18 protein-coding genes, 1 tRNA gene and 1 pseudogene are annotated in these 20,359 nt (G+C 68.0%); 9 read left to right on the forward strand and 11 right to left on the reverse strand.

The features are described from left to right. The 3 genes and pseudogenes from VGO10_RS13020 to VGO10_RS13030 form a co-directional block, all read right to left on the reverse strand. Positions 1-1,358, reverse strand: a pseudogene (locus VGO10_RS13020) (hypothetical protein); the annotation flags it as partial. Between the two features lie 59 nt (positions 1,359-1,417). Continuing rightward, complete coding sequence (locus VGO10_RS13025; RefSeq protein WP_327468957.1) at positions 1,418-3,787, reverse strand: hypothetical protein; 2,370 nt, start codon at positions 3,785-3,787, stop codon at positions 1,418-1,420. Next, positions 3,784-5,871, reverse strand: a complete 2,088-nt coding sequence (locus VGO10_RS13030; RefSeq protein WP_327468959.1) for a hypothetical protein — start codon at positions 5,869-5,871, stop codon at positions 3,784-3,786. Before VGO10_RS13030 ends, VGO10_RS13025 begins: the two co-directional genes overlap by 4 nt. A gap of 1,040 nt (positions 5,872-6,911) precedes the next feature. On the opposite strand from VGO10_RS13030, the gene VGO10_RS13035 reads away from it, so the two are divergent. Continuing rightward, positions 6,912-7,601 (forward strand): hypothetical protein, encoded by a 690-nt coding sequence (locus VGO10_RS13035; protein WP_327468961.1) that lies wholly within the window; start codon positions 6,912-6,914, stop codon positions 7,599-7,601. A gap of 479 nt (positions 7,602-8,080) precedes the next feature. On the opposite strand, the gene VGO10_RS13040 is transcribed toward VGO10_RS13035, so the two are convergent. Next, a tRNA-Pro gene (locus VGO10_RS13040) sits at positions 8,081-8,154 on the reverse strand. 53 nt (positions 8,155-8,207) lie between these two features. Here VGO10_RS13040 and VGO10_RS13045 point away from each other — a divergent pair. The 4 genes from VGO10_RS13045 (at position 8,208) to VGO10_RS13060 (ending at position 12,349) form a co-directional block, all read left to right on the forward strand. Continuing rightward, positions 8,208-9,485 (forward strand): DUF1015 domain-containing protein, encoded by a 1,278-nt coding sequence (locus VGO10_RS13045; RefSeq protein ID WP_327468963.1) that lies wholly within the window; start codon positions 8,208-8,210, stop codon positions 9,483-9,485. Between the two features lie 22 nt (positions 9,486-9,507). Continuing rightward, positions 9,508-9,912, forward strand: a complete 405-nt coding sequence (locus VGO10_RS13050; protein WP_327468965.1) for an OsmC family protein — start codon at positions 9,508-9,510, stop codon at positions 9,910-9,912. A gap of 10 nt (positions 9,913-9,922) precedes the next feature. Beyond that, positions 9,923-10,483 (forward strand): CoA pyrophosphatase, encoded by a 561-nt coding sequence (locus VGO10_RS13055; RefSeq protein WP_327469058.1) that lies wholly within the window; start codon positions 9,923-9,925, stop codon positions 10,481-10,483. A 189-nt stretch (positions 10,484-10,672) separates the two neighbouring features. Beyond that, the gene (locus VGO10_RS13060) at positions 10,673-12,349 is read left to right on the forward strand and encodes a hypothetical protein (RefSeq protein WP_327468967.1); all 1,677 of its coding nucleotides are present in this window, start codon (positions 10,673-10,675) and stop codon (positions 12,347-12,349) included. Positions 12,350-12,554: 205 nt separating this feature from the next. Here the strand turns inward: VGO10_RS13060 and VGO10_RS13065 are convergent, their stop codons facing one another. Further along, positions 12,555-13,040, reverse strand: a complete 486-nt coding sequence (locus VGO10_RS13065; RefSeq protein ID WP_327468969.1) for a hypothetical protein — start codon at positions 13,038-13,040, stop codon at positions 12,555-12,557. Beyond that, the gene (locus VGO10_RS13070; RefSeq protein WP_327468971.1) at positions 13,037-13,456 is read right to left on the reverse strand and encodes a hypothetical protein; all 420 of its coding nucleotides are present in this window, start codon (positions 13,454-13,456) and stop codon (positions 13,037-13,039) included. The genes VGO10_RS13065 and VGO10_RS13070 overlap by 4 nt, the downstream gene beginning before the upstream one ends. 35 nt (positions 13,457-13,491) lie before the next feature. Between VGO10_RS13070 and VGO10_RS13075 the strand changes: the two genes are divergently transcribed. Genes VGO10_RS13075 through VGO10_RS13090 form a run of 4 tightly spaced genes read left to right on the forward strand, consistent with a single transcriptional unit; the run spans position 13,492 to position 16,359 of the window. Then, positions 13,492-15,054, forward strand: coding sequence for a 3-hydroxyacyl-CoA dehydrogenase NAD-binding domain-containing protein (locus VGO10_RS13075; protein WP_327468973.1), 1,563 nt, complete (start codon positions 13,492-13,494; stop codon positions 15,052-15,054). A gap of 13 nt (positions 15,055-15,067) precedes the next feature. Further along, positions 15,068-15,256: a hypothetical protein gene (locus tag VGO10_RS13080; RefSeq protein WP_327468975.1), complete on the forward strand. Its 189-nt coding sequence runs from the start codon at positions 15,068-15,070 to the stop codon at positions 15,254-15,256. Between the two features lie 51 nt (positions 15,257-15,307). Then, entirely contained in the window at positions 15,308-15,772 is a 465-nt protein-coding gene (locus VGO10_RS13085; protein WP_327468977.1) for a sigma-70 family RNA polymerase sigma factor, read from the forward strand. After that, positions 15,769-16,359, forward strand: coding sequence for a methylated-DNA--[protein]-cysteine S-methyltransferase (locus tag VGO10_RS13090; protein WP_327468979.1), 591 nt, complete (start codon positions 15,769-15,771; stop codon positions 16,357-16,359). Before VGO10_RS13085 ends, VGO10_RS13090 begins: the two co-directional genes overlap by 4 nt. On the opposite strand, the gene VGO10_RS13095 is transcribed toward VGO10_RS13090, so the two are convergent. The 5 genes from VGO10_RS13095 to VGO10_RS13115 form a co-directional block, all read right to left on the reverse strand. Then, positions 16,356-16,478 (reverse strand): hypothetical protein, encoded by a 123-nt coding sequence (locus VGO10_RS13095; protein WP_327468981.1) that lies wholly within the window; start codon positions 16,476-16,478, stop codon positions 16,356-16,358. The genes VGO10_RS13090 and VGO10_RS13095 overlap by 4 nt on opposite strands. Positions 16,479-16,844: 366 nt before the next feature. Beyond that, positions 16,845-17,111, reverse strand: coding sequence for a helix-turn-helix transcriptional regulator (locus VGO10_RS13100; protein WP_327468983.1), 267 nt, complete (start codon positions 17,109-17,111; stop codon positions 16,845-16,847). 88 nt (positions 17,112-17,199) lie between these two features. Next, entirely contained in the window at positions 17,200-18,219 is a 1,020-nt protein-coding gene (gene trxB / locus VGO10_RS13105; protein ID WP_327468985.1) for a thioredoxin-disulfide reductase, read from the reverse strand. 25 nt (positions 18,220-18,244) lie between these two features. Beyond that, positions 18,245-19,381: a lysylphosphatidylglycerol synthase transmembrane domain-containing protein gene (locus VGO10_RS13110; RefSeq protein ID WP_327468987.1), complete on the reverse strand. Its 1,137-nt coding sequence runs from the start codon at positions 19,379-19,381 to the stop codon at positions 18,245-18,247. Beyond that, complete coding sequence (locus VGO10_RS13115; protein WP_327468989.1) at positions 19,378-20,310, reverse strand: phosphatase PAP2 family protein; 933 nt, start codon at positions 20,308-20,310, stop codon at positions 19,378-19,380. Before VGO10_RS13115 ends, VGO10_RS13110 begins: the two co-directional genes overlap by 4 nt. Positions 20,311-20,359: the final 49 nt, after the last annotated feature.

Consider the following 20,359-nt stretch of genomic DNA (forward strand, 5'->3'; position numbering starts at 1 on the left):
ACCGTCGACAGATCCGTCGAGTCATTGGACTGCGCAAAACTCAGATCAACCCGATACCCCGACGGCGCATCAACCTGCAAGCTCCCCGAACCAGGGGTCGGCCGGAGATCGATCGCCGGCTGAAACTGCGAGGCCAACCCCTCAGCGTCACACCCCGTCACCGGAGGCGCCGGCGACACCGCAGACTTCCACCGCCCATCCCCCACAACCGGGAACCCATCAGCCAACACCGGCCCCGGATGCAACCAAGAATCAACAAAAAGCTTTGTCACCGGCGACGCGGCCAGGCAATCCGCCGGATCTGACAAAAACGGCACCGGCGCACCACCCGACCCATTCCCCACCGACGGCACCCCATACAACCGCGCGCTGATCCGCGTGATCCAGATCCGATCCGCGCCCGGCGACACCACCGTCACCCCATACTGCCCGCTCCGCGGCCGCAGCTTCGGATACAACACCACCGCGTTGTTCAACACCTTGAACGCGAACTCCGCCGGATACCCCCGCTCCGGCACCATGTTGTACACCGGATACTCAGCCGCTGACTGACCGGCCGTCTCCAGCGCCAGCTGCCCGACGATGCTCGCCGACGGACACGACGGCAAGGCCGGCTGGAGATCGGTCAGCTTGCACCGCGGAGCCGCCGCCGCGTTACCGACAAACCCCGCCGGCAACTCGGTCACCACATCCTTGACCTCCTCCACCGGATACGGACGAGAGGCCGTTTGCTGATCAGCGGAGTAGGTGGGCAACGCGAACTGCGTGGTCGCCTGATCGGGATGACCACCCGCGACCGTGTCAGGCTGACCCGACCCATCCAACGACTGGGCGCTGAAATCCAACACGTCAAACACCGGACGATCGGCCACCGGCACCGCGTCAGAGAACGGCGCATCCGGCGCACCCCCACCCGACACCGACACCACATTGACCACCGAATCCGGCGCATCCGTCGCCGTCGCCACCAACAACTGCACCGACAACCCATCACCCGGAGCCAACACGGCACCGGTCGTGCACACCATCGACGCACTCGCGATCAACTCCACGGAGCTCGGGCAGTTGAGGCCGTTTGCCGACAAGCGGCGGATCCTGACCCCTGCCGGGAGGGCGTCGGTCAGCGTGATCGTGCCCGACGTCGCGGCATCACCCGTGTTGGTCACCGTCAACGTGTAGACATCGCCCGTGTCCCCACGAAGGAAGATGGCCGGGCTGTGGGTGACCGCGACCGTCAACACGGGAGCCTGGGCCTGCCCCGAAGCGGCATCTTGAGCGACCGCCCAATACTGCAGCGCAACAGAGATCACGAGCAAAAGCAACTGCAGAGACTTGGCAACGGCAACACGGAAGGGCATGGGGTTCGTCTCTCTCGCGCTCAACATCGGCAGGGGATCGGGATGGGAGCCGGCGCGCCTCATGACGGCACCTTCCCGACCGCGATGGCCGCACCGGCGACCAGCGAGCTCTTAGCTGCTCGGTTCTTGGTTTTGGCGTGGGTGAGTTTGAGCGTCGTTGACCGTGGCAGCGCGACCTTGGAGTCACGCACCGTGATCTTGACCGCCAACTTGCCCTTGGCCGCCAACTGGGTTCGGGCCCTCTTTGACAGTTCCAGGTTCAGCTTGAAGGTGCCAGGCGCGGCCATCACCCGCCGAGCCGACCCAACCCCCACCAACTTGCCGCCGATCGTCACGGTCGCCGTTGCGCTCACCGTCCCGGGCGTGTTGGCCGCACCCGTCAACGTCACCCTTCCCGTCGCGGCCAGGCGCTTGCGCTGAGCCACGGTCACCGCCCGCAACGAGAACACCGGATCGACATCCGGAACCGCGACACCTCCAGACACGTTCGGTGGCGGGGTCGCCAGCGCGGGCGGTGCGCTTGAGGCTGCTCGGCATTGGTCTTCGGTGCAGGGTGTGGGTTGGGTGAGGTCCAGCCCGCCGTTGATGCGTGCGGTGTAGAGGTCGAAGTTGGTGTCGCTGTCTGCCGCGGTCAGCGGCTGGCTGGTGTTGAAGAACACATTGTTACCCGAGGGGGAGATCGCCGATTCCTGCGCTCCGCCGGTGGTGATCGCTGAGACCTGCCCGTCGTGCCACTCATAGACATCGGAGGCGGTGTCGGTGTCGTGTGGTGCTAGCTGCTCGCTGGTCTGAAAGACCAGCGTGCGGCCGTCGGCCGCCATCGCTCGGGGGCCGTTGAAGACCACATCGGCGCCCGCCTGGTCGCCCCCAGCGCCGGAGGTCGTGGTCGAGAGCCGCTGGATGGTCTCGGTTTGGGCGTCATAGCGGTACAGATCGGCGGCGGTGTCGGTGTCGGCGCCCGGACCGGCGGTCACCAACGCGTCAGAGGTCGAGAACGCCAGATAGCGCCCGTCGTCAGAGACCGCTGAGAAGCTCAGGTCGACCTTGCCGACAAACACCGTCTCACCGCTGGGATGCGCCGCGTCCTTCTGCCACAGATACAGGTTGTGATCACCGGCGACCGCCGCGGCATCATGGAAGCCGTGATTGGAGGCCAGGACCCCGGTGGCAAAGAAGTACACCCGCGACCCGTCCTTCGAGACGCCGACAGCGTTCTGGACATCAGCGCCGGTCGCCGCGCCCGACACCTCGGTCAACGCAGCGCACCGGTTGAAGGGCACGACCGGCGCCGGTGTGCCCGGCGGGATGTCACAGGCGTAGAGGTCACTGGTCTGATCGGTATCACCATCGACCAGCTGTGCGCTCGTGGTGAAGAACGCCCGCGACCCATCCACCGCCATACCCTGGAAACCGGCGTCATCAGAGCCGGTGCACACCCGCGTGCACGCAGAAGCCGACATGTGGATGCTCGTCGTACCGTTGATCCGCGCCCAAACCGTCCCCCCACATGGGGGCTGAAAGAAGACGACGCGGCCGTCGTTTGAGATTCCGTTCGCGCACGTCCCCCCCGTGCTCACCAGGGCTCCCGTGTTGTCAACACCCACCAAGCGCGGGCGATCGTTGCCGGTCCCCACATACTCATACAAAATCGTGCCGGTGGACGAATCGCCAGGAAACGCAACCGTAGGCGGGACGCCAAAAACGACATGTGATAAATCCGACGATACGTTAGGTACACCGGGCGAGTCCAGAGGAAAAGGACTTCCGGTTCCAGGGGATCCGGGCGGACGCGTCGCAGGGTTGGCCGCGGGGCCGATGCGGGTGAAGACCCCATCAGGGGTACGAAGGTAGTAGTCCATCAGATCGTCCGACTGATTCGTGCGGCGCATGAGCCACAGCGAGGAGCCCAGATCAGCCGACAGCGCCTCGGCACCGCCGCGGGCACTGAAGCTGCTGACGTAATCCGGCCCGGAGGGGTTGGACGCGGTGGTCTGCCAGCCGGTGGCCGTCCGCCGGGCGACGTACTGGTTGCCCAACGCGCCCATGCCGTTGCCGGCGAAGTTGCCGAGCGAGGTGTATGCGACGGCGTTGTCGGTGTAGGTGGGTTGGTTGACGATCGCGAAGCCTTCTTTGAAGGGGCTGGTGACCAGCTCGTAGGCGCGGCACTCGGGGAGGCTGGTGGAGTTGTTCTGGGCGCGCAGGGTGGCGTTAGGACAGTCATCGGCCACGGCGGGCCCAGCGGTCATGGCGAGGCTGCCGATCGCGGCGGCGATCCCAGCGATGACGGCGTTGCGCGCACGGCGGCGGCGGGGGAGGTCGCGGTCCTTTGGTGGGGTGGGGTTGGTGGTGGGGGTCATGTTGGGGTCCTTGGCGGGTGCGGCGGGGACAGGAACGGTGGTGGTGGTGGTGGTGGTGTGTGGGGTGGTCATGCGTGACCGTTGGTGTTGCGGGTGTAGGTGAGGGTGGTGGTCTGGGTGTGGGGTAGGCCGCCGGTGGGGGTGTAACGAACCCTCACAGCGATTTTGAGCTTGGCGCTGTTGGTCTTGTGGAGGGTCTTGGCGCCGGCGCTGGTGAGTTTGATCTTGATCGTCTTGGTTGAGGCCTTGGCGATCTTGGTCGTGGTCGCCGTCGTGTGGCTACCGGTGCTCTGCAGCTTGCCCGGCCCCGGGACTTTGACCGCGAGGGTCGCGGTGTTGCCGGCAACCGTCTTTTTGGTGATCGTGAACGTGTTGGCCGGCTGCTGGTAGACCGCGATGGCGATCGTGTTAGACACCGTCGCGCAGTTGACCGTCAACCCCAGCGTCCCTCTGGCGTCGGTGGGGATCTCGACCCTAAACCCGCTGCTGGTCCAGTCCTGCGGGGTCAGGCTGCGGTCACCGAGGGTGACGGTGCCACCGACCCCGAGATCAGCACCGGTGATCTGCACGGTGCTTGCGGGCTTGGGATGTGCGTTGAACGCGTGCAGCACCGGTGCCGTGCAGCCATAAAGCGCCGAGGGTGGCGGCGGCGCCGGGAACACCCGCGGCAACGCCGGGCTGCTGAAGGTCACCTGATCGCTGTAATCGACACTGTCATTGCTAGACAAGACCAACTGAACGGCGAAGGTCTCATCGGCCGGCAACCCATCCACAGCAGCGCTGACCCCATGAACACCCACACCACCTGGGGCGGCCTGCTCGGCCGTCGCGACCGTGTAGGCGCTGTCTAGCGAGGAGAGCTCGAAGTGATAACTGCCCACCAGACCATGCGTGTCGACCGTCCCGGCCACCGTCGCTGTGCTGGTCGTGACGGCGGTCGCCTCAGCGGCGGTCGCGACCGGTGCGGGCGCGGTCGTGAACGTGACATCGGCGCCGGTGTGGGTGATCCCGTCGGTGGTCGCGACGAGCTGGACGTGATAGGTCGTCCCTGGATCAAGGCCGCTGACCGGTTGGGAGACGGCCTGCTCAGCGTCACCCGATCCTGCCTGGGTCTCGTCGGTGCTGGCCCCGTAGCTGGTGCTCGGGCCGTAGTCGAAGTGATAGGACGTCGCGACACCATGCGGATCGACCGTGCCGGTCAACGTCGCCTTACGCGTGGTCAGATCAGACGCTGTGGCCGGCGCGGCCGGCGCGGTGACAAACGACCCATCCGTGCCGTGCTGCGGGCCGCCGGTCCCGTTGTCGGCCACGATCCGGTAGTGATAGACCGTCCCGGGCTGCAGGCCGGTCAGAGACGCGGCGACCGGGCCGGCAGCATCCGCCCCACCCGCACTCGCAGGGGTGGTCGAGGTTCCGTAGGTGGTGTCGGTGCCGTACTCGACATAAAAGGTCGTGTCGCTGTGACCCGGGTTGACCGTGCCATGGACATTGGCGCTGGTCGGGGTGATCTCGGTCACCAACGGGCTGCCATCAACCGTCGGAGGCGTCGTGGCCGTCGTAAACGCCAGGTCATCACCGGTGATCGAGCCCGCACCATTGGAACCGACGATCCGGTAGTGATAACCGGTGTTGGGCCGCAACCCCGAAACCACCGCCAAGGCCGGAACCGCGCCCGAGCCACTGCCGGCATCGGCAACAGGTGTGCTCGTCCCATAGGACGTGTCAAGGCCCCACTCGAAGTGGTAGCTCGAGCTGACCCCGCCGGGATCGATCGCGCCGTTGAGCGTCACCGATCCCGCACCAACCCCCGACACCGGGGTCGTGGTCACCGTCGGACCGACAAAACTCGTGTAGCGCTGCACCACCGCGTTGGCGTAGTCAGCGGTGAAGACCGTCCCCGAACCCGGATCGACCGCCATCGCATACAAAGCACCCACCTCAGGCGCGTCAAACCGGCCGACCACCGCACCGCCACCCGCACCGAACTCGGTCACCTGCAACCCCGTCGCGCCGAAGCCCGCGACATAAACCTCACCCGAGCCCGGGTCGACCGCCACCCCGGCCACGACGCCGGCGCTGTCGGCAAACGACGCAGCCAGCACGCCCGACGTGCTGAACCGGTTGACGCGCCCCAGACACGATTCGGCGACATACACACTGCCCGCACCATCAGCAGCCAACTCCGACGGACACGCAAACCCACCCGCATCCGCCCCATCAAACGACGACACAAACAACCCGGTCGCCCCATCAAAGACATCAACCACCTGCCCACCACTGCCATCGGTCAAGGTCGCGGACGCGTACACCGACCCATCTGACGGATCAACCGCCACCGCTGCCCCACCATTGATCGTCGTACCAGACCCCGACGCATCCAACGCATACAACAAGGTCCCGGCCGTCGAGTACTTCAACACCACCCCGCTATAAGCCGGCGTCTCATACGCCGACACATACACCGCGCCAGCCCCCGAAGAATCAACCGCCAACCCACCCGGCAACGCATACAACGAACTACCCACCACATTCAGCGAAAACACAGACTCAAAGACCCCCGCGCCACTGAAACGCTCCACCCGCGGATCCGCAGACCCATCCCCCGGATCCACCCCAAACACATCCCCAGAACCCACCAACACCCCAACCCCCAACGGACCACCCGAAAACAACCCATCACCATTCCCAGCCCCACCAAACTGACCACCAAACCCATGCCCCACCGACCCCCACGCGCCACCACACACCACCAACAACACCACGCACATCACCCAAGCACAAACCAACACCCTCAACCCACCACGACCCGACCCAACAACCAAAGACCCCAACCCACCACGCGACCCCACAACCAAAACGCTCAACACCAACTCCTCATCATCAACCCACACGGACCCAAACCCCGGCTCTCCCGAACCCCACGCACGGCATCCAACTGCACGTAAATTGCATTCCTACACGAATCCGTTTCCTGTAGTCAAGTCGCAATCCACCATACGCCGATGCCCTGCTATAGAAACCGATCCGTTCTCAAGACTATGGCGGTGCCCAGGGCAGATCAGCATGAGCGTCCCAGGATCAGCTACGACGCTGGGGCCGCCGATCCCGGCGGCCCCAGCACCACATCCACGACACAGGCCTTAGCCCTGCAGGCCTAGGCCAACCGACCAGTGGTTCCTAGTCCCTCATAGTCACGTTGAGGTTAGTGCTGGCCAAAGTCCCGCTGACCGTGACGGGCGAGTTCGGAGCACCAGGGATGCCGTGGGCAAACGGTCCCGGTGCGCTCGTGAACGTGACCTCGCGACCCGTGTTGTTCCAGCTGCCGTTTTCCAAGTTGCCAGTCACCCTGACAGTGATCGGGGTGGCACATGCCGTCGCGTTGCCCGGAGTGTTCTCGAAGTGGACCGTCACGTCGATCTTGTGGATAGTGACGTTGGTAGTCGTGGTGTTAGTGATAGTCCACGGGAACGACGCTTGGTTCGCCACGGGAGTCGCAGTGCAGTTGACGGCCAACTGCGTTCCCATGCAGTTCTGGAACCCAGCGTTAGTGACAATCGCGTCCGAAGAGCTCCTGATATCGACATCGAACTGCGCGACCGCACACGTCGAACCGGCACCCGCCGCCGTGGTGAACGAAAGACGACCCGTGGTGGGATCGGGATTGGGCGAATCAAGGACCGCAGTCACCGGGAAACCGCCCGCCGGGTCGACAAACCAGCTGGCGGCCGACGCCACGCCCGGCAACGCAAACGCGCACAACGACAGAACTCCGGCAAAGAGCAAAACGCTCTTCTTCGACAACATCTTCATCTCAAAACTCCTTGTGAGTCCCGGCAACAACGCCGGGATAAATGGCTCGGTCCCGCCAGCGCCAGCCTTTACGTGAGCGACGCGCCTCGGGGCCCTACATAATTCGGGTCTGCCACCGCCAGGATCCCGCGACAACGCAGACCAACCAACCCGCTCCAAACTCGAGCACGGCTCCTTCCCTCAAAACACAGCGCCAGCCGGCAACACCGATCGATCCCCAACCAGCCGCAAGACCAACGCACCAACACCACCAGTAGTACGCCGCCGCCGAAAAAGTGTCAACCTCCGAAACCCGCCGCGACGGCAGCACGCAGGTCGGGTCGACCTACTGACGCGCGAGAACTCCCTGCAAAGACGGCACACTCATCGCCGTACGCGGTGGGCAAGAGCTATTGCTAAGGATCCCTGCCCCGCGGCACAACGGGCGCTTCTCCAAAATCCGGCGCGCGGCGAGCCGAGTCACCTGACAGTGTTACCTTACACTGTCACCTCACAGTGATAGTGAAACTCAGCGGGTTCACCTGCGCCGCCGGCGCACACCACCGGGCCTCCAGATCGGGACGACTGGATTCGAACCAGCGACCCCCTGCTCCCAAAGCAGGTGCGCTACCAGGCTGCGCTACGTCCCGTCCCAGCCGAGTCTAGTGGGCGAACGCCCGATCACCGGTAGATTCGCAAACCCATGGCCGACGTCCAAGCCTTCCGCGCCCTCCGCTACGACCTCGGCGTCGTCGGCTCCCTCCAATCGGTGATCGCGCCGCCGTACGACGTCATCGACCCCGAGCAGCGCGCCGCCCTGGCCGCCCGCTCCTCGCACAACGTCGTCAACATCGACCTGCCGGAGCCCCCGCTCGGCGGCGACGCCTACGAAGAGGCCGCGCGCCTGCTCGACCTCTGGAAGCGCCAAGGCGCCGTCGCCCGCGACCAGACGCCCGCCCTCTGGGCCCTCCAGCAGGACTACACGGGACCCGACGGCCGGCAGCTCACCCGCCGCGGCATCTTCGCGCGCGTACGCGTGGAGGAGTACGGCCCCGGCAAGATCCGCCCGCACGAGCGCACGCACCCCGGCCCCAAGGAGGACCGCCTCCGTCTCACGCGCGCGACGCAGACCAACCTCTCCCCCATCTTCAGCCTCTACGACGACCCCGCCAACGCCGCCTGGGCCGCGCTCGAGCCCCACCTCACCAGCGACCCCTGGGGCACCGCAACCGACGCCGACGGCACGCTGAACAAGCTCTGGCGCATCGAAGACGGTGGGGCCATCGCGCGGGTGAAGATGGCGCTCGACCCCACCGAGCTCCTGATCGCCGACGGCCACCACCGCTACGAGACCGCGCGCGTCTACGCCGAGGAGATCGGCGGCGAGGGCGACCATCGCTACGTGCTGATGTGCCTCGTCGCGCTGCAGGACCCAGGCCTGACGATCTTCCCCACCCACCGACTGCTCAACAAGGTCAAGACGCCCGAGATCCAGCAACGCCTCGGCAAGTACCTCAGAGAGCACTTCGACGTCACGCCGATCGAGACCGCCGAGCTCCGTCCCCCCGACGAACCCGACGGCCCGCCCACCCCGCTCACCATGGGCTACCTCGACTCCTTCCACCAGCAGCCTTACCGCCTCGTCCTCAAGGACCAGGCCCTCGCTGACGCCGCCCTGGCCGACTACCCCGAGCCCTACCGTCACCTCGACACCGCCGTCCTCGAGGCCCTAATCTTCAAGGGCGTCCTCGGCATGACCGAGGACGACATCTCTCACCTCGACGGCCTCGGCTACTCGCGGACCGACGACGAGGCGCTGCAACTCGTCCAGTCCAAGGCCTACGACTGCGCCTTCTTCCTGCGCGGCAGCCCCGTCAAGCAGGTCCAGGAGATCGCGGCCGCCGGCGTCAACATGCCGCCGAAGTCCACGTTCTTTTACCCGAAGGTCCCGACCGGACTGCTGTTCAACCCACTCGCGTGAGCCGCGTGCCATCATCGATGGCATGAAGGCGACCGCAACGCGGTCCGGCAGCCTGCGCCAGGCCGTCCGGATCCGCGACCACCAGTTCACCATCGACGAGCCGACCGACAAGGGCGGTTCGGATCAAGGCCCCAGCCCGCAGGAGATCCTGGCCGCCTCGCTGGCCGCGTGCACCGCGATCACGATGGAGATGTACGCCAAGCGCAAGGGCTGGGACGTCGGCGACGTGGAGGTCGCTTGTGATTACACGCCGGCCGAGCGCGGCTGTCCCACGCGCTTCAACCTCGTGATGCGCTTCCCGGACACGATGGGCGACGAGCAGGTCGAGCGCCTGCGCGTGATCGCCGCCAAGTGCCCCGTCCACCGGACCCTCGAGGGCGAGGTGATGTTCGACGAGCGGATCGAACGCGTCACGCTCGCGCGCTGACCTGCGCGAGCTGCTCGAGGGCGTCCTCCTCGACCCGGTCGAGGCGGCCGCCCTCGACGTCCACGGCCGCACCGACGCGGCCGTGCTCGTCCCGCTGTTCCTCAACGCCGACGGCGAGCCGTCGGTCGTGCTCACCCGCCGGCGCGAAGACCTGCGCCGCCATCCGGGTGAGATCTCGTTCCCGGGCGGCCGGCAGGATCCCGAGGACGCGAACCTGTGCGCCACCGCCCTGCGCGAGGCCCACGAGGAGATCGGCCTGGAGCCCAGCGGCGTCGAGCTGATCGGTGCCCTGCAGCCGACGCCGACGATCGCGACCGGCTACGCCGTCTACCCCTTCGTCGGGCTGATCGAGCCCGGACAGACGTGGCGGCCCGAGGAGGCCGAGGTCGCGCTCGTCTTGGAACTCACCCTCGCAGAGCTGCGCGCCGGCTACGCGCGCCGCCGCCTGACGCGCCGCGGCGTCCCGTTCAGGACCGACACCTACGTGGTGGGCGACCACCTGGTGTGGGGCGCGACCGCACGGATGCTCGCCGACCTCTTCGAGCGGCTCGACCGCCGCGCCGCGGCCTGACTCGGCAACGCACGCGAACCTCGCGTCCTGCCGACTGGCTCAGGGCACGTCGTCGAGCACTGCCGCTGACTGGTTACGGTCACTCAAATGCGCACGTCGCCGCCAGACGATCGGCCTGCCGGCGTCGGCCGCGCGCAGCGCTGGGCGTCATCATCGCGTCTCCCCCGCCGGAGCATCACGATCCCGCCGATGGCGCAGGCCGTGCTCATGGCGCTCGCGGTCTGCGCGCTGCTGATCCTGCTCGTCTGGCCTCTGATCAGCGACACCGAGTACCTGATGGGCGACGCCGCGGCCGACGCGGGGTTCATCGGGCATCAGGCCGACTCGCTGCGCCAGGGCTATCTCCCGTCGCACTTCGTGTACTCCGATTCGGGGATCTTCTACGCGGTCTTCGCGTTCTACGGTGGGACGCTGTTCGCCATCGCGGGCGCGATCTCACTCCTGGTGGGCTCGCCCACGGCCGCGCAGGCCATCGTCTACGCGCTCGCCCTCGCCGCGGCCTATGGCGGCTGGCTGTGGCTGGCGCGGATGGCCGGCGTGCGCTCGTGGCACGCGCACGCACCAGCGATCCTGTACGTCACGGCACCGTATGTGCTGACCAACGTCGACGTCCGCGAGGACCTGACCGAGTCCGTCGCGACGGCGATGCTCCCGCTGCTGCTCGCGTCGGCGCTGAGCGTGTTGCGCGCCGATCGCCTCCGCGCGGGTCCCGCCGCGGCGCTGGCGGCGTCCACCATAGTGCTGGGCGGCACCCACAACCTCACGCTGCTGTGGGCGACGACGGTCCTGGGTCTTGCTGCGCTGGCGCTGCTCGCGGGCGTGCCGCAGGCACGCCACATGGTCACCCGGCGCGGCCTCCTTCGCGTGCTGGCCATCGCCGTGCCGGCGATGGCGGTCAACGCCTGGTACCTGCTCCCCGACCTCGCCTACTACTCCCACACGGTCATCGCGCACCGGATCGACGAGTGGCGCGCCTCGGCTCGCACCGTGAACCCTGCGATCGACGCCAAGCACCTGTTCTCGGTCGGACGCGTCACGCCGTTTCCCGGCTCGGCCTTCAGCGCTGCGCTACCGGTGCTCGCGATCGCTTGGGTGCTGCTCGCCGCCGTTGTCGTCCACCGGCAATGGCGACAGGCCTGGGCACGGACCCTGGCGGTCATCTCGCTGGTGACCGTGGCCGTGCTCGTCGTCATGACGCACCCCCGGCTCATCTCGGCGCTTCCCGACCCGTGGCTGATGATCCAGTACAGCTACCGGCTGGAGACCTTCGCGCTGCTCGGCATCTGCGGTGCCGTGATCGCCGCGCTCGCGCTGATCGGGCACGGCAGGCACCGCTGGCTGACCGCGCTGCTGCTCCCCATCCTCGCGTACAGCGTGTTCAGCGCGCTCAGGCAGGTGGGTAACGTCCCACGCGCTGACATCCCCGCCCCCGTGAGCATCGACAACCTCGCCACGTTCAGCACCGGCGACTTCGCCGACGTGAGCGTCAGGCAACGGCCGCCCGAGCAGGCGCAGGTCGTGGTCTTCACCCGCAAGGACGCCCACCGAGACCGCTTGGATGTCACCGTCAAGGCACGCCCTCGTGAGGTCATCTACATGGACGTGATGGCCATCGCGCCGATGGTCGACATCCAGGGCGCGAGGGTCGTGGGGCGCTGGGCGCGACCGCCCCTGAGATCGACATGGCAGCCCTACTGGTACCTCGCACTCCAGGTCGACGACGACGCCACCCCAGGCAAGGCGCACATCACCATCCGCGAGGCGCGGACCCTGCCGATCGTGGGCGGCCGGATCATCTCGATCCTCGGCCTGCTCGGCCTCGCCGCCAACGCCGTGGTGATCGTCCGCGGCCGCCGGCGGAGCTGACGACGCGCCCCGGCAAACGCGCGGCGGTGGCCGTCGCCGCCGCCGCGCCTTCCTTTACCGGGAGCAGCACACCAGTAAGGGTCCAACAACCGTGGACGCTACTCCAGTGTGATTCCCGAAGCAATCACCAGAAACGGGAGTTCAACGCCCCTTAATGTCGTATCTCCCGATTGTCACTGGCCAGGCAGCCAATGACGGCCCATTGTCAATCGGCAGGGACCGCTGAGGTCGCGCTGCCGCGTGGCGTCAGCAGGACCCCGTCGATCGCCGAGAGCACCGCAGCGACCCAAGTGTCCTCCTGATCGCGCGCCGCATCCAGGATCGCGTGCGGGATCTCGTTGTACTCCGCCATCCGCGCGATCTCCGCAGCACCGTCCGCGGTCCCCTCGTAGACGACTCCGCGCACGGTCGTGTCGATCGTGCGCTCCATCATCATGGTCAGCCGCGAGCCATGCAGGTCGCCGGCGGGCGCCTTGCCCATGAGCCACAGCAGCACGGTCACGTTGTCCAGGCCGTAGCGCAGCGAGCCGATCCGGTCGGGGTCGCCGATGTAGCACTCGCCGCCGGCCGCCTCGATGTCGCCGCGGAAGCCTTCGTGACGGGTGACGAAGCGCACGGCATGGCCGTCGGCGGTCAGCGTGCGCGTGAGCGCGAGACCGGGCTTGCCGCCGCCCACCAGCAGGACCCTCACGCCTGACCCCCGCGCCCGCCCTCGCCGAGGATCCGTGCGCGGTACTCCTCCACGCTGATCTCCGGCAGGCCCTTCGCGCGGCGGCGCGCGTTCTTGGCGTCCAGCATCTGGACGACCTCCAGTTCTGCGAGGTGCTCCTCGCGGCGCTTGATGGTCTCGGCAAGGTCGGAGCCGACGGTGGCCCGAATCCCCTCTTCGGTGAGCTCGGGCGCCCCGCGCTGACGACGGCGCGCGTTGGCGGCCTCGAGCATCTGATCGAGGTCGTCGATCTCGTTCTGGATCTCCTGCTCGACCGACCGCGTCGGCTTCCAGTCGAGCGTCTGCGCCCCCGAGCGCGGGTGAAAGAGGCCGAGCAGCACCAAGCCGACGAGCATCCCGCCGACGATGCCGATCATGATGACCGCAAAGGGGTCCACGGAGCGCGAGTTTACGACCTGGCAAGCTGCCGGACATGAGCGCACCGCAGGTGATCGGCGTGGTCGGAGCCGGAACGATGGGATCGGGAATCGCGCAGCTTGCGGCGCAGGGCGGTGCGCGGACGCTGCTGTTCGACGCGGTCGAGGGCGCAGCGGCCGCCGGTGTCGAGCGTGCGCGGGCCGGCATCGTCAAGTTGGTGGAGAAGGGCGTGCTGTTCGAAGACGCCGGCGTGATCGCGACGCGGCTGGAGGTCGCGGGCGCACTCGAGGAGCTCGCGCCGTGCGGGCTGATCATCGAGGCGGCCCCCGAGCGGCTCGAGGTCAAGCACGAGCTCTTCGCTGCGCTGTCACACATCGCACCGCGCGCCGTGCTGGCGTCCAACACCTCGTCGATCCCGATCACCGCAATTGCACGCGCCGCCGCCGACCCGTCGCGTGTGGTCGGCCTGCACTTCTTCAACCCGGCGCCGCTGATGCAGCTCGTCGAGCTCATCGCAGGGCTGCAGTCCTCTGAGGAAGCGCTGGCGGTCGCGCGCGCGGCGGGCGAGGCGATGGGCCGCCGGGTCATCGAGGCGACCGATGGGCCCGGCTTCCTGGTCAACCGCTGTAACCGCCCGTTCGGGCTCGAGGCGTTGCGACTGCTGCAGGAGAAGATCGCTGATGTCGAGACGATCGACGCGATCGTCCGCGCCGCAGGCTTCCGGATGGGGCCGTTCGAGCTGCAGGACCTGGTGGGGATCGACGTCGGCTTCGAGGTCGCCAAGTCGTTCTACGAGCTGAGCTTCGGCGAGCCGCGCTGGCGGCCGTCGCCCCTGAGCGCGCAGATGGTCGACGCCGGACGGCTCGGGCGCAAGACCGGCCAGGGTTGGTACACCTATGACAACGGCACGCCGCATCGCGTTGCGGATCCTGATGCTCCGGAGCCCGGCGTCCCGGCGGGCGTCGACGGCCCGGTGCTGATCAGCGGTTTCCTGCCCATCGCCGACGAGCTCCGCGCGCTGGCCGACGACGCCGGCTTCACGGTCGCCAACGAGGCCGACGGCGCCGTGCCGTGGCTGATCCTCGAGTGCGGGCCGCCCGAGGATGACGCGGCGCCGCTGCAGGGCGCGCCGCGCGCGCTGCTCTGCGCCGAGGGTGCGCTGCAGGCGCTTGACCAGGGCGCCGCGGCAGCCGGCTTCCACGCGCTCTCCCCCGTCGGGCTGGTGGAGCTGACGCAGACGGAGGCGACCGCCGACGTCGCCGCGCAGCGCACCGAGGCCTTCTTCTCCGCGCTCGGCCTCCCCACCGCCTGGGTCGCCGACGCGCCCGGCCTCGTCCTCGGCCGCATCATCGCCCAGGTCATCAACGAGTGCGCCTTCGCCGTCGGTGAGTCCATCGGCACCGCCGCCGACATCGACGCCGGCATGAAGCTCGGCATGAACTACCCGACCGGCCCGCTCGCATGGGCCGACGAGATCGGCCTCGACCACATCGTGATGGTCCTCGACGGCCTCCGCGAGGAGTACGGCGAAGAGCGTTACCGCACCGCCCCACTCCTGCGCCGCATCACCGCCTTCCACGAGCACGAGCACTTCGAGCACGACCACGGCGAGCCGTGATCAACTAGAGCCCATGGCCCTCGCCATCTTCCTCATCATCGTCTGGCTGCTCCTGGCCTTCCTGTTCCTCGCGCAGGCGCGGCGACTCGAAGCCGACCCCTCGAAGATCGTCGACGGCCAGCCACCCGCTCGCTGGCGCCTGCTCGGCGCCGTCATGATCGGCCTCGCGATCATCAACGGCGTCGCGCTGCTGTTCCTCTGACGCAGCGGCCACCCACCTCACGCCGCAGCCCCTCGTAGCGTTGTACCGGCAGTGATCCCCTTCCAGCGCTTCCTCGACGAGCACCGCGAGCCGGTCTACCGGTTCCTCGTGGCGTCGGTCGGGCGCGACGGGGCCGATGACTGCTTCCAGGAGACCTTCCTGGCGGCGATGAACGCCTACCCGCGGCTGCGCGCGGACTCCAATCACCGCGCATGGGTGATGACGATCGCGCACCGCAAGGCAATGGACCACCATCGGGCGAAAGCTCGGCACGCGATCCCACTCGCCGAGCCGCCCGAGCAAGCTCACCACGACCCGCCCCTCCAAGACGACGACACCTGGGAGCGCGTCCGCGCCCTCCCACCCAAGCAGCGCGCCGCCGTGCTGCTGCGCTACGCCGGCGACCTCAGCCACGCCGAGGTCGCCGCCGCGCTGGACTGCTCACCGGAGGCGGCCCGGCGCTCGGCCCACGAAGGCCTCAAGAAGCTTCGCCACGAGATGAGCCCCACGTCATGACCAACCGCCTCCATCCACCCCAGGTCGACCCCAGCGCCGTCGCGGCCGCCGCGGCGCGCTTTGCAACCCACGCGCAGCCCGACGTCGCCTACGCCGTCGTCGACTCCCCCATCGGCGCGCTCGTCGCGGCCGCGACGCCCAACGGCCTCGTCCGCCTCGCCTACGAGGACTTCAACGGCGGGCTCGACAACGTGCTCGACACCCTCGCCACCAAGCTCAGCCCCCGCATCCTCGAGAACCCGGCGCGCCTCGACGACATCCGCCGCGAGCTCGACGAGTACTTCGACGGCAAGCGCACCACCTTCGACCTGCCGATCGACTGGGCGCTCTCCTCCGACTTCGGCCGCCGCATCCTGCAGGCGACCGCCGCGATCCCCTTCGGCCAGACAGCAAGCTACGGCGATGTCGCACGCGAGGCGGGCAACGCCAAGGCATCACGAGCGGCGGGACGGGCGCTGGGCGCCAACGCGATCCCGATCATCGTCCCCTGCCATCGCGTGATCGGCACCAGCGGCAAGCTCACCGGCTACACCGGCGGCATGCACCGCAAGGAGGCGCTGCTGCGCCTGGAGGGAATCGCCTTTTAGGCGGCTTGCGGGCGCGACGGCGTCTCGGAGGAGGCGCTCGGCGCGGCGGCCGGCTTCGGGGCGGCGCTCGCGAGCGGCGTCACCTTCGGGTACTGAAACGTATGAGGGGAGGGCTGCATGTCTATATCTCTCTACGCACGAGCCGCGGTCGAGTTGCGGCACATTCGTATTAAGCGATGTTGTTCGCCGCCCAGCGCAAGGTTCCTTGCGCGCGATGCGTCGACGTCCCGGCGGCTTCTCCGGATCCACCGCCGGGACGTTGACGTGGCGCTCTCCCCCGACCATCGCTCGGGGTGAACTGCCGTGAGCCAGGACATGGCGCGCGCGCTGCAGGTGCATGTCCCAGGGGACCTTCGACCCGTCGTCGGCCGAGATTCGGCGCGTCGAAGCTCTCGGTTGCGAAGCTAACGCAAGAAGGCCGCAGTCGTGGGAAAGTTGCCCCTGCCAATCCGGCAAGTCCTGGTCACAGCGCCGGGGATCTCTCGTTACTGCGCACGCGAGGCCGCCGGCGTGGCGAGCAGGAGGCTGACGGCTTCGGTCCGGTTCGCCGCACCGAGCTTGCGCAGGATCTGCAGCACGTGCGATGCGGCCGCCGTCTCCGACATCGCCAGCCGCGCGCCGATCGCCGCGCTCGACGCGCCCTCCGACATCAGGCGCAGCATCTCGACCTCACCCGCGCTGAGGGCGGCGAGACGCCCCGGGCCGCCCGCAAGCTCGAACGCCAGCTCGTCGAGCTCGGCAAGCACATCCATGGCTGACACCCGACCCACCACCTCCTCCTGAAGCCGGAGGAAATCCTACCCCCTGATCGGGTGGGTCGGCAACCCCGCCGGCTACGGCCTACGCGGACGCCTGCGGCGCCCACTGCGCCTCAGCCAGATCACCCTCGGCCAGCGACGGCGGCGTCGGGATCTGCGGCGTGTCACGCAGGTACCACTCGGCATCCAGCGCGGCCTGGCAGCCGGAGCCGGCGGCGGTGATCGCCTGGCGATAGGTGTGGTCGACCAGGTCGCCGGCGGCAAAGACACCGGGCTTGTTGGTCTTCGTCGAGCGGCCGTCGACCTTGACGTAGCCCTCGTCGTCGACCTCGATCACGCCGTCGACGATCTCTGACTGCGGCTCGTGGCCGATCGCGATGAACGCGCCGCCGATCGCGACGTCCTCGATCTCGTCGGTCCCCGAGCGCTTCAGGCGAGCGATGCGCTTGAACGGACCCTCGCCGTCGAGAATCGCCTCGACCACATACGGTGTCTTGAACTCAATGTTGTCCATCTTGCGCGCGCGAGCCTCCATGATCTTGGAGGCGCGGAACTCGTCGCGACGGTGGACCAGCAGCACCTTGCTGCCGAACTTGGCGAGGAACATCGCCTCCTCCATCGCGCTGTCGCCGCCGCCGACGACCATGATCACCTGGTCGCGGAAGAAGGCCGCGTCACAGGTCGCGCAGTACGAGACGCCGGCGCCGGCCAGCTCGGCCTCGCCCGGCACGCCGAGCTTCTTGTGCTCGGCCCCCATCGAGAGGATCACGGTGCGGGTGCGGTAGACGTCGGGACCGACGTGGACCTCGTGGATCCCGCCGGGCTCGTCGGCCAGCTTGACCGACGTCGCCTGGTCGGTGATGAAGCGCGTGCCGAAGTCCTCGGCCTGGTCGCGGAGCTTCTGCATCAGCTCGGGGCCGGCGATGCCGCCGCCCGGGAAGCCGGGGTAGTTCTCGACCTCGGTCGTCTGCTGGAGCAGCCCACCCCACAGGAAGCCCTCGATCACCAGTGGGTTCAGGTTCGCGCGCGAGGTGTACAGCGCAGCCGTGTAGCCCGCAGGGCCACTCCCGATGATGATGACGTTCTCGATGGTGTCGGCCATGCTGGTTGGTGTCCTTCCAAGGTTCCTAGGTCGCTTCACTTTGTATAGTACCGACCGCCGCACGGGCGTTACGCCGTGCCAGCCGCTCGTCCTTCCACCGGGCAACCGTACGTCGCAGCTGGAAGTAGGCGATCGCGCCGGGGATCGTCGGCAAATAGAACGCGAACAGGCGATAGGTGAGCACCGCGACGACGATCGAGTCCTTCGACTCCCCGCCAAACGCGACGAACGCGCCGATCATCCCACCGTCCACCCCGCCGACGCCACCCGGCAGCGGCAGCAGGTTGGCGAGCATCCCGACGAAGTAGCCCATCACGATCACGGCCCACGGCGGCGCCTCGCCGAAGGCGCGAAACGACGCCCACAGGACCGCGATGTTGAAGCCCCAGTAGGCGATCGAGCCGGCCAGCGCGGGATCACCCGCGCGCACGAGGGAGACCGAGATGCGGATGCCCGACGAGATCGCCGCCGGCAGGTTCGCCGCCCTCTGGGCCCACTTCGCCCAGCGCCCGTGCCGGTGGGCGTAGCCGTCCAAGCGCCGCTGCAGGTCGGTCGGCGTCAGCGACGCCAGCAGCGCGATCGCGAACGCGACGATGCCGATGATCGCCGGCAGCAGCGTGATCGCCCAGTCCTGGGAGCCCGGCAGGATCCCGAAGTAGAGCCCGAAACCGCCGACGACGACCGCCGCCATGTAGACGCCGTAGGTCAGCACGAGGAACGCGAGCGTCTGGTCGGCGACCGCGCGCTTGGGCATCCCGGCGCGGCGCAGCGCCCACGCCGTCAGCGCGATGCCGCCTGCGCCGCCCGCCGCGAAGACCCGCGTGGCGGCCAGGCCGGCCATGGTGATCTGGTAGCTCTCGACCGCCGTGAGCCGGAAGCCGCCGCGCACGTAGACGCCCTGGAAGAGGACGACGTAGCCGGCAAACGACAGCGCGGTGAAGACGCCGGCCACGATCAGCCACAGCGGGTCGCCGTCCTTGACCTGCTTCCACGTGTCGCCCAAGCCGGCGAGCTGCGGCAGCACCGCCGTCAGGAAGACGATGCACAGGACCACGAAGAGCGCCATCAAGAACAAGGTCCGCCGCGTGACCTTGATCAGCGGCATCTCCTCGTCGTCGTCGACCTCCTCTTCCTCGTCGACGAGTGCCGGCTCCGCGGTCATCCGCGGGCCTTCCGCTCCAGTGCCTGCAGCGTGCGGCCCAGGCGGCTGACGGCGGGCGCGACGGTCGGCGCCGCGGCGCGTACGCTCTCGGTCAGCGTCGCGCCCACGAGCAGGTCGACGAGGTAATGCTCACCGAGGTAGACCAGCGCGAAGCCGAGCGTCAGCGCATAACTCCAGCCCACCGCGCCCTCGACCGGACCCGCCTCCGTGAGGAGATGCGCAGCCATCAGCGAGGTCGCGAAGTGCAGCGAGGGCATGGCAGCCAGGGGGTTGCCTCCCAAAACACTGTAAAGGGGCTCCCAGCTGTCCTTCCAGAACGCCTCTCCGTGCTCGACCATCATCCGGCGGATGGCGATGTCACCGCTCTCGCCCAGGCGGCCGTGCAGCGACGCGTACCACGGCGGCGCGGTCGGGACCGCCCAGTAGCCGATGAGGCCGAGGTCGAAGACCGCGTAGGTCAGCGCCGCGGTCCGCGGGAAGCGGTCGGGATGGCGCCACAGGATGTAGGCGACGGTCCCGTGCGGAAACAGGAACCACAGCCAGTGCGACCAGACGAGCACCTGGTCGCGCTTGCGAATCCGGCCCGGCTGCGCGAACCAGCGCTGCAGGCGGACGTTGGGCATCTCGCCAAAGCCCAGGAGACGATCGATCCGCACCGGGTAGTCGAGGTGGACGCGCCGCTCGAGCTCCTCCGGATCGTCGTTGGGCATCTGGTAGGTGACCGTGTAGGCGTACATCTGCAACACGCACAGCGCGACGTCGCGCTTGATGGAGCGCGGCAGGGCGACGCTCAGGGCGAGCGGGGCAGAGGCGGCGATGGCGGTGACGACCGGCGGTGGGATCCGCGCACGCCGGCGAACGAGCGGGATCGCGACACCAGTGGCGACAACGCCCCACGCGGCGACGCGGAGGGCAGAAGACAGGCGCACGAGCCGGCGGAGTGTATTGCGCGGGTCGGACTCGACGACGGCGCCTACG

This window comes from Baekduia sp., from assembly GCF_035996765.1.
Lineage (GTDB): Bacteria > Actinomycetota > Thermoleophilia > Solirubrobacterales > Solirubrobacteraceae > Baekduia.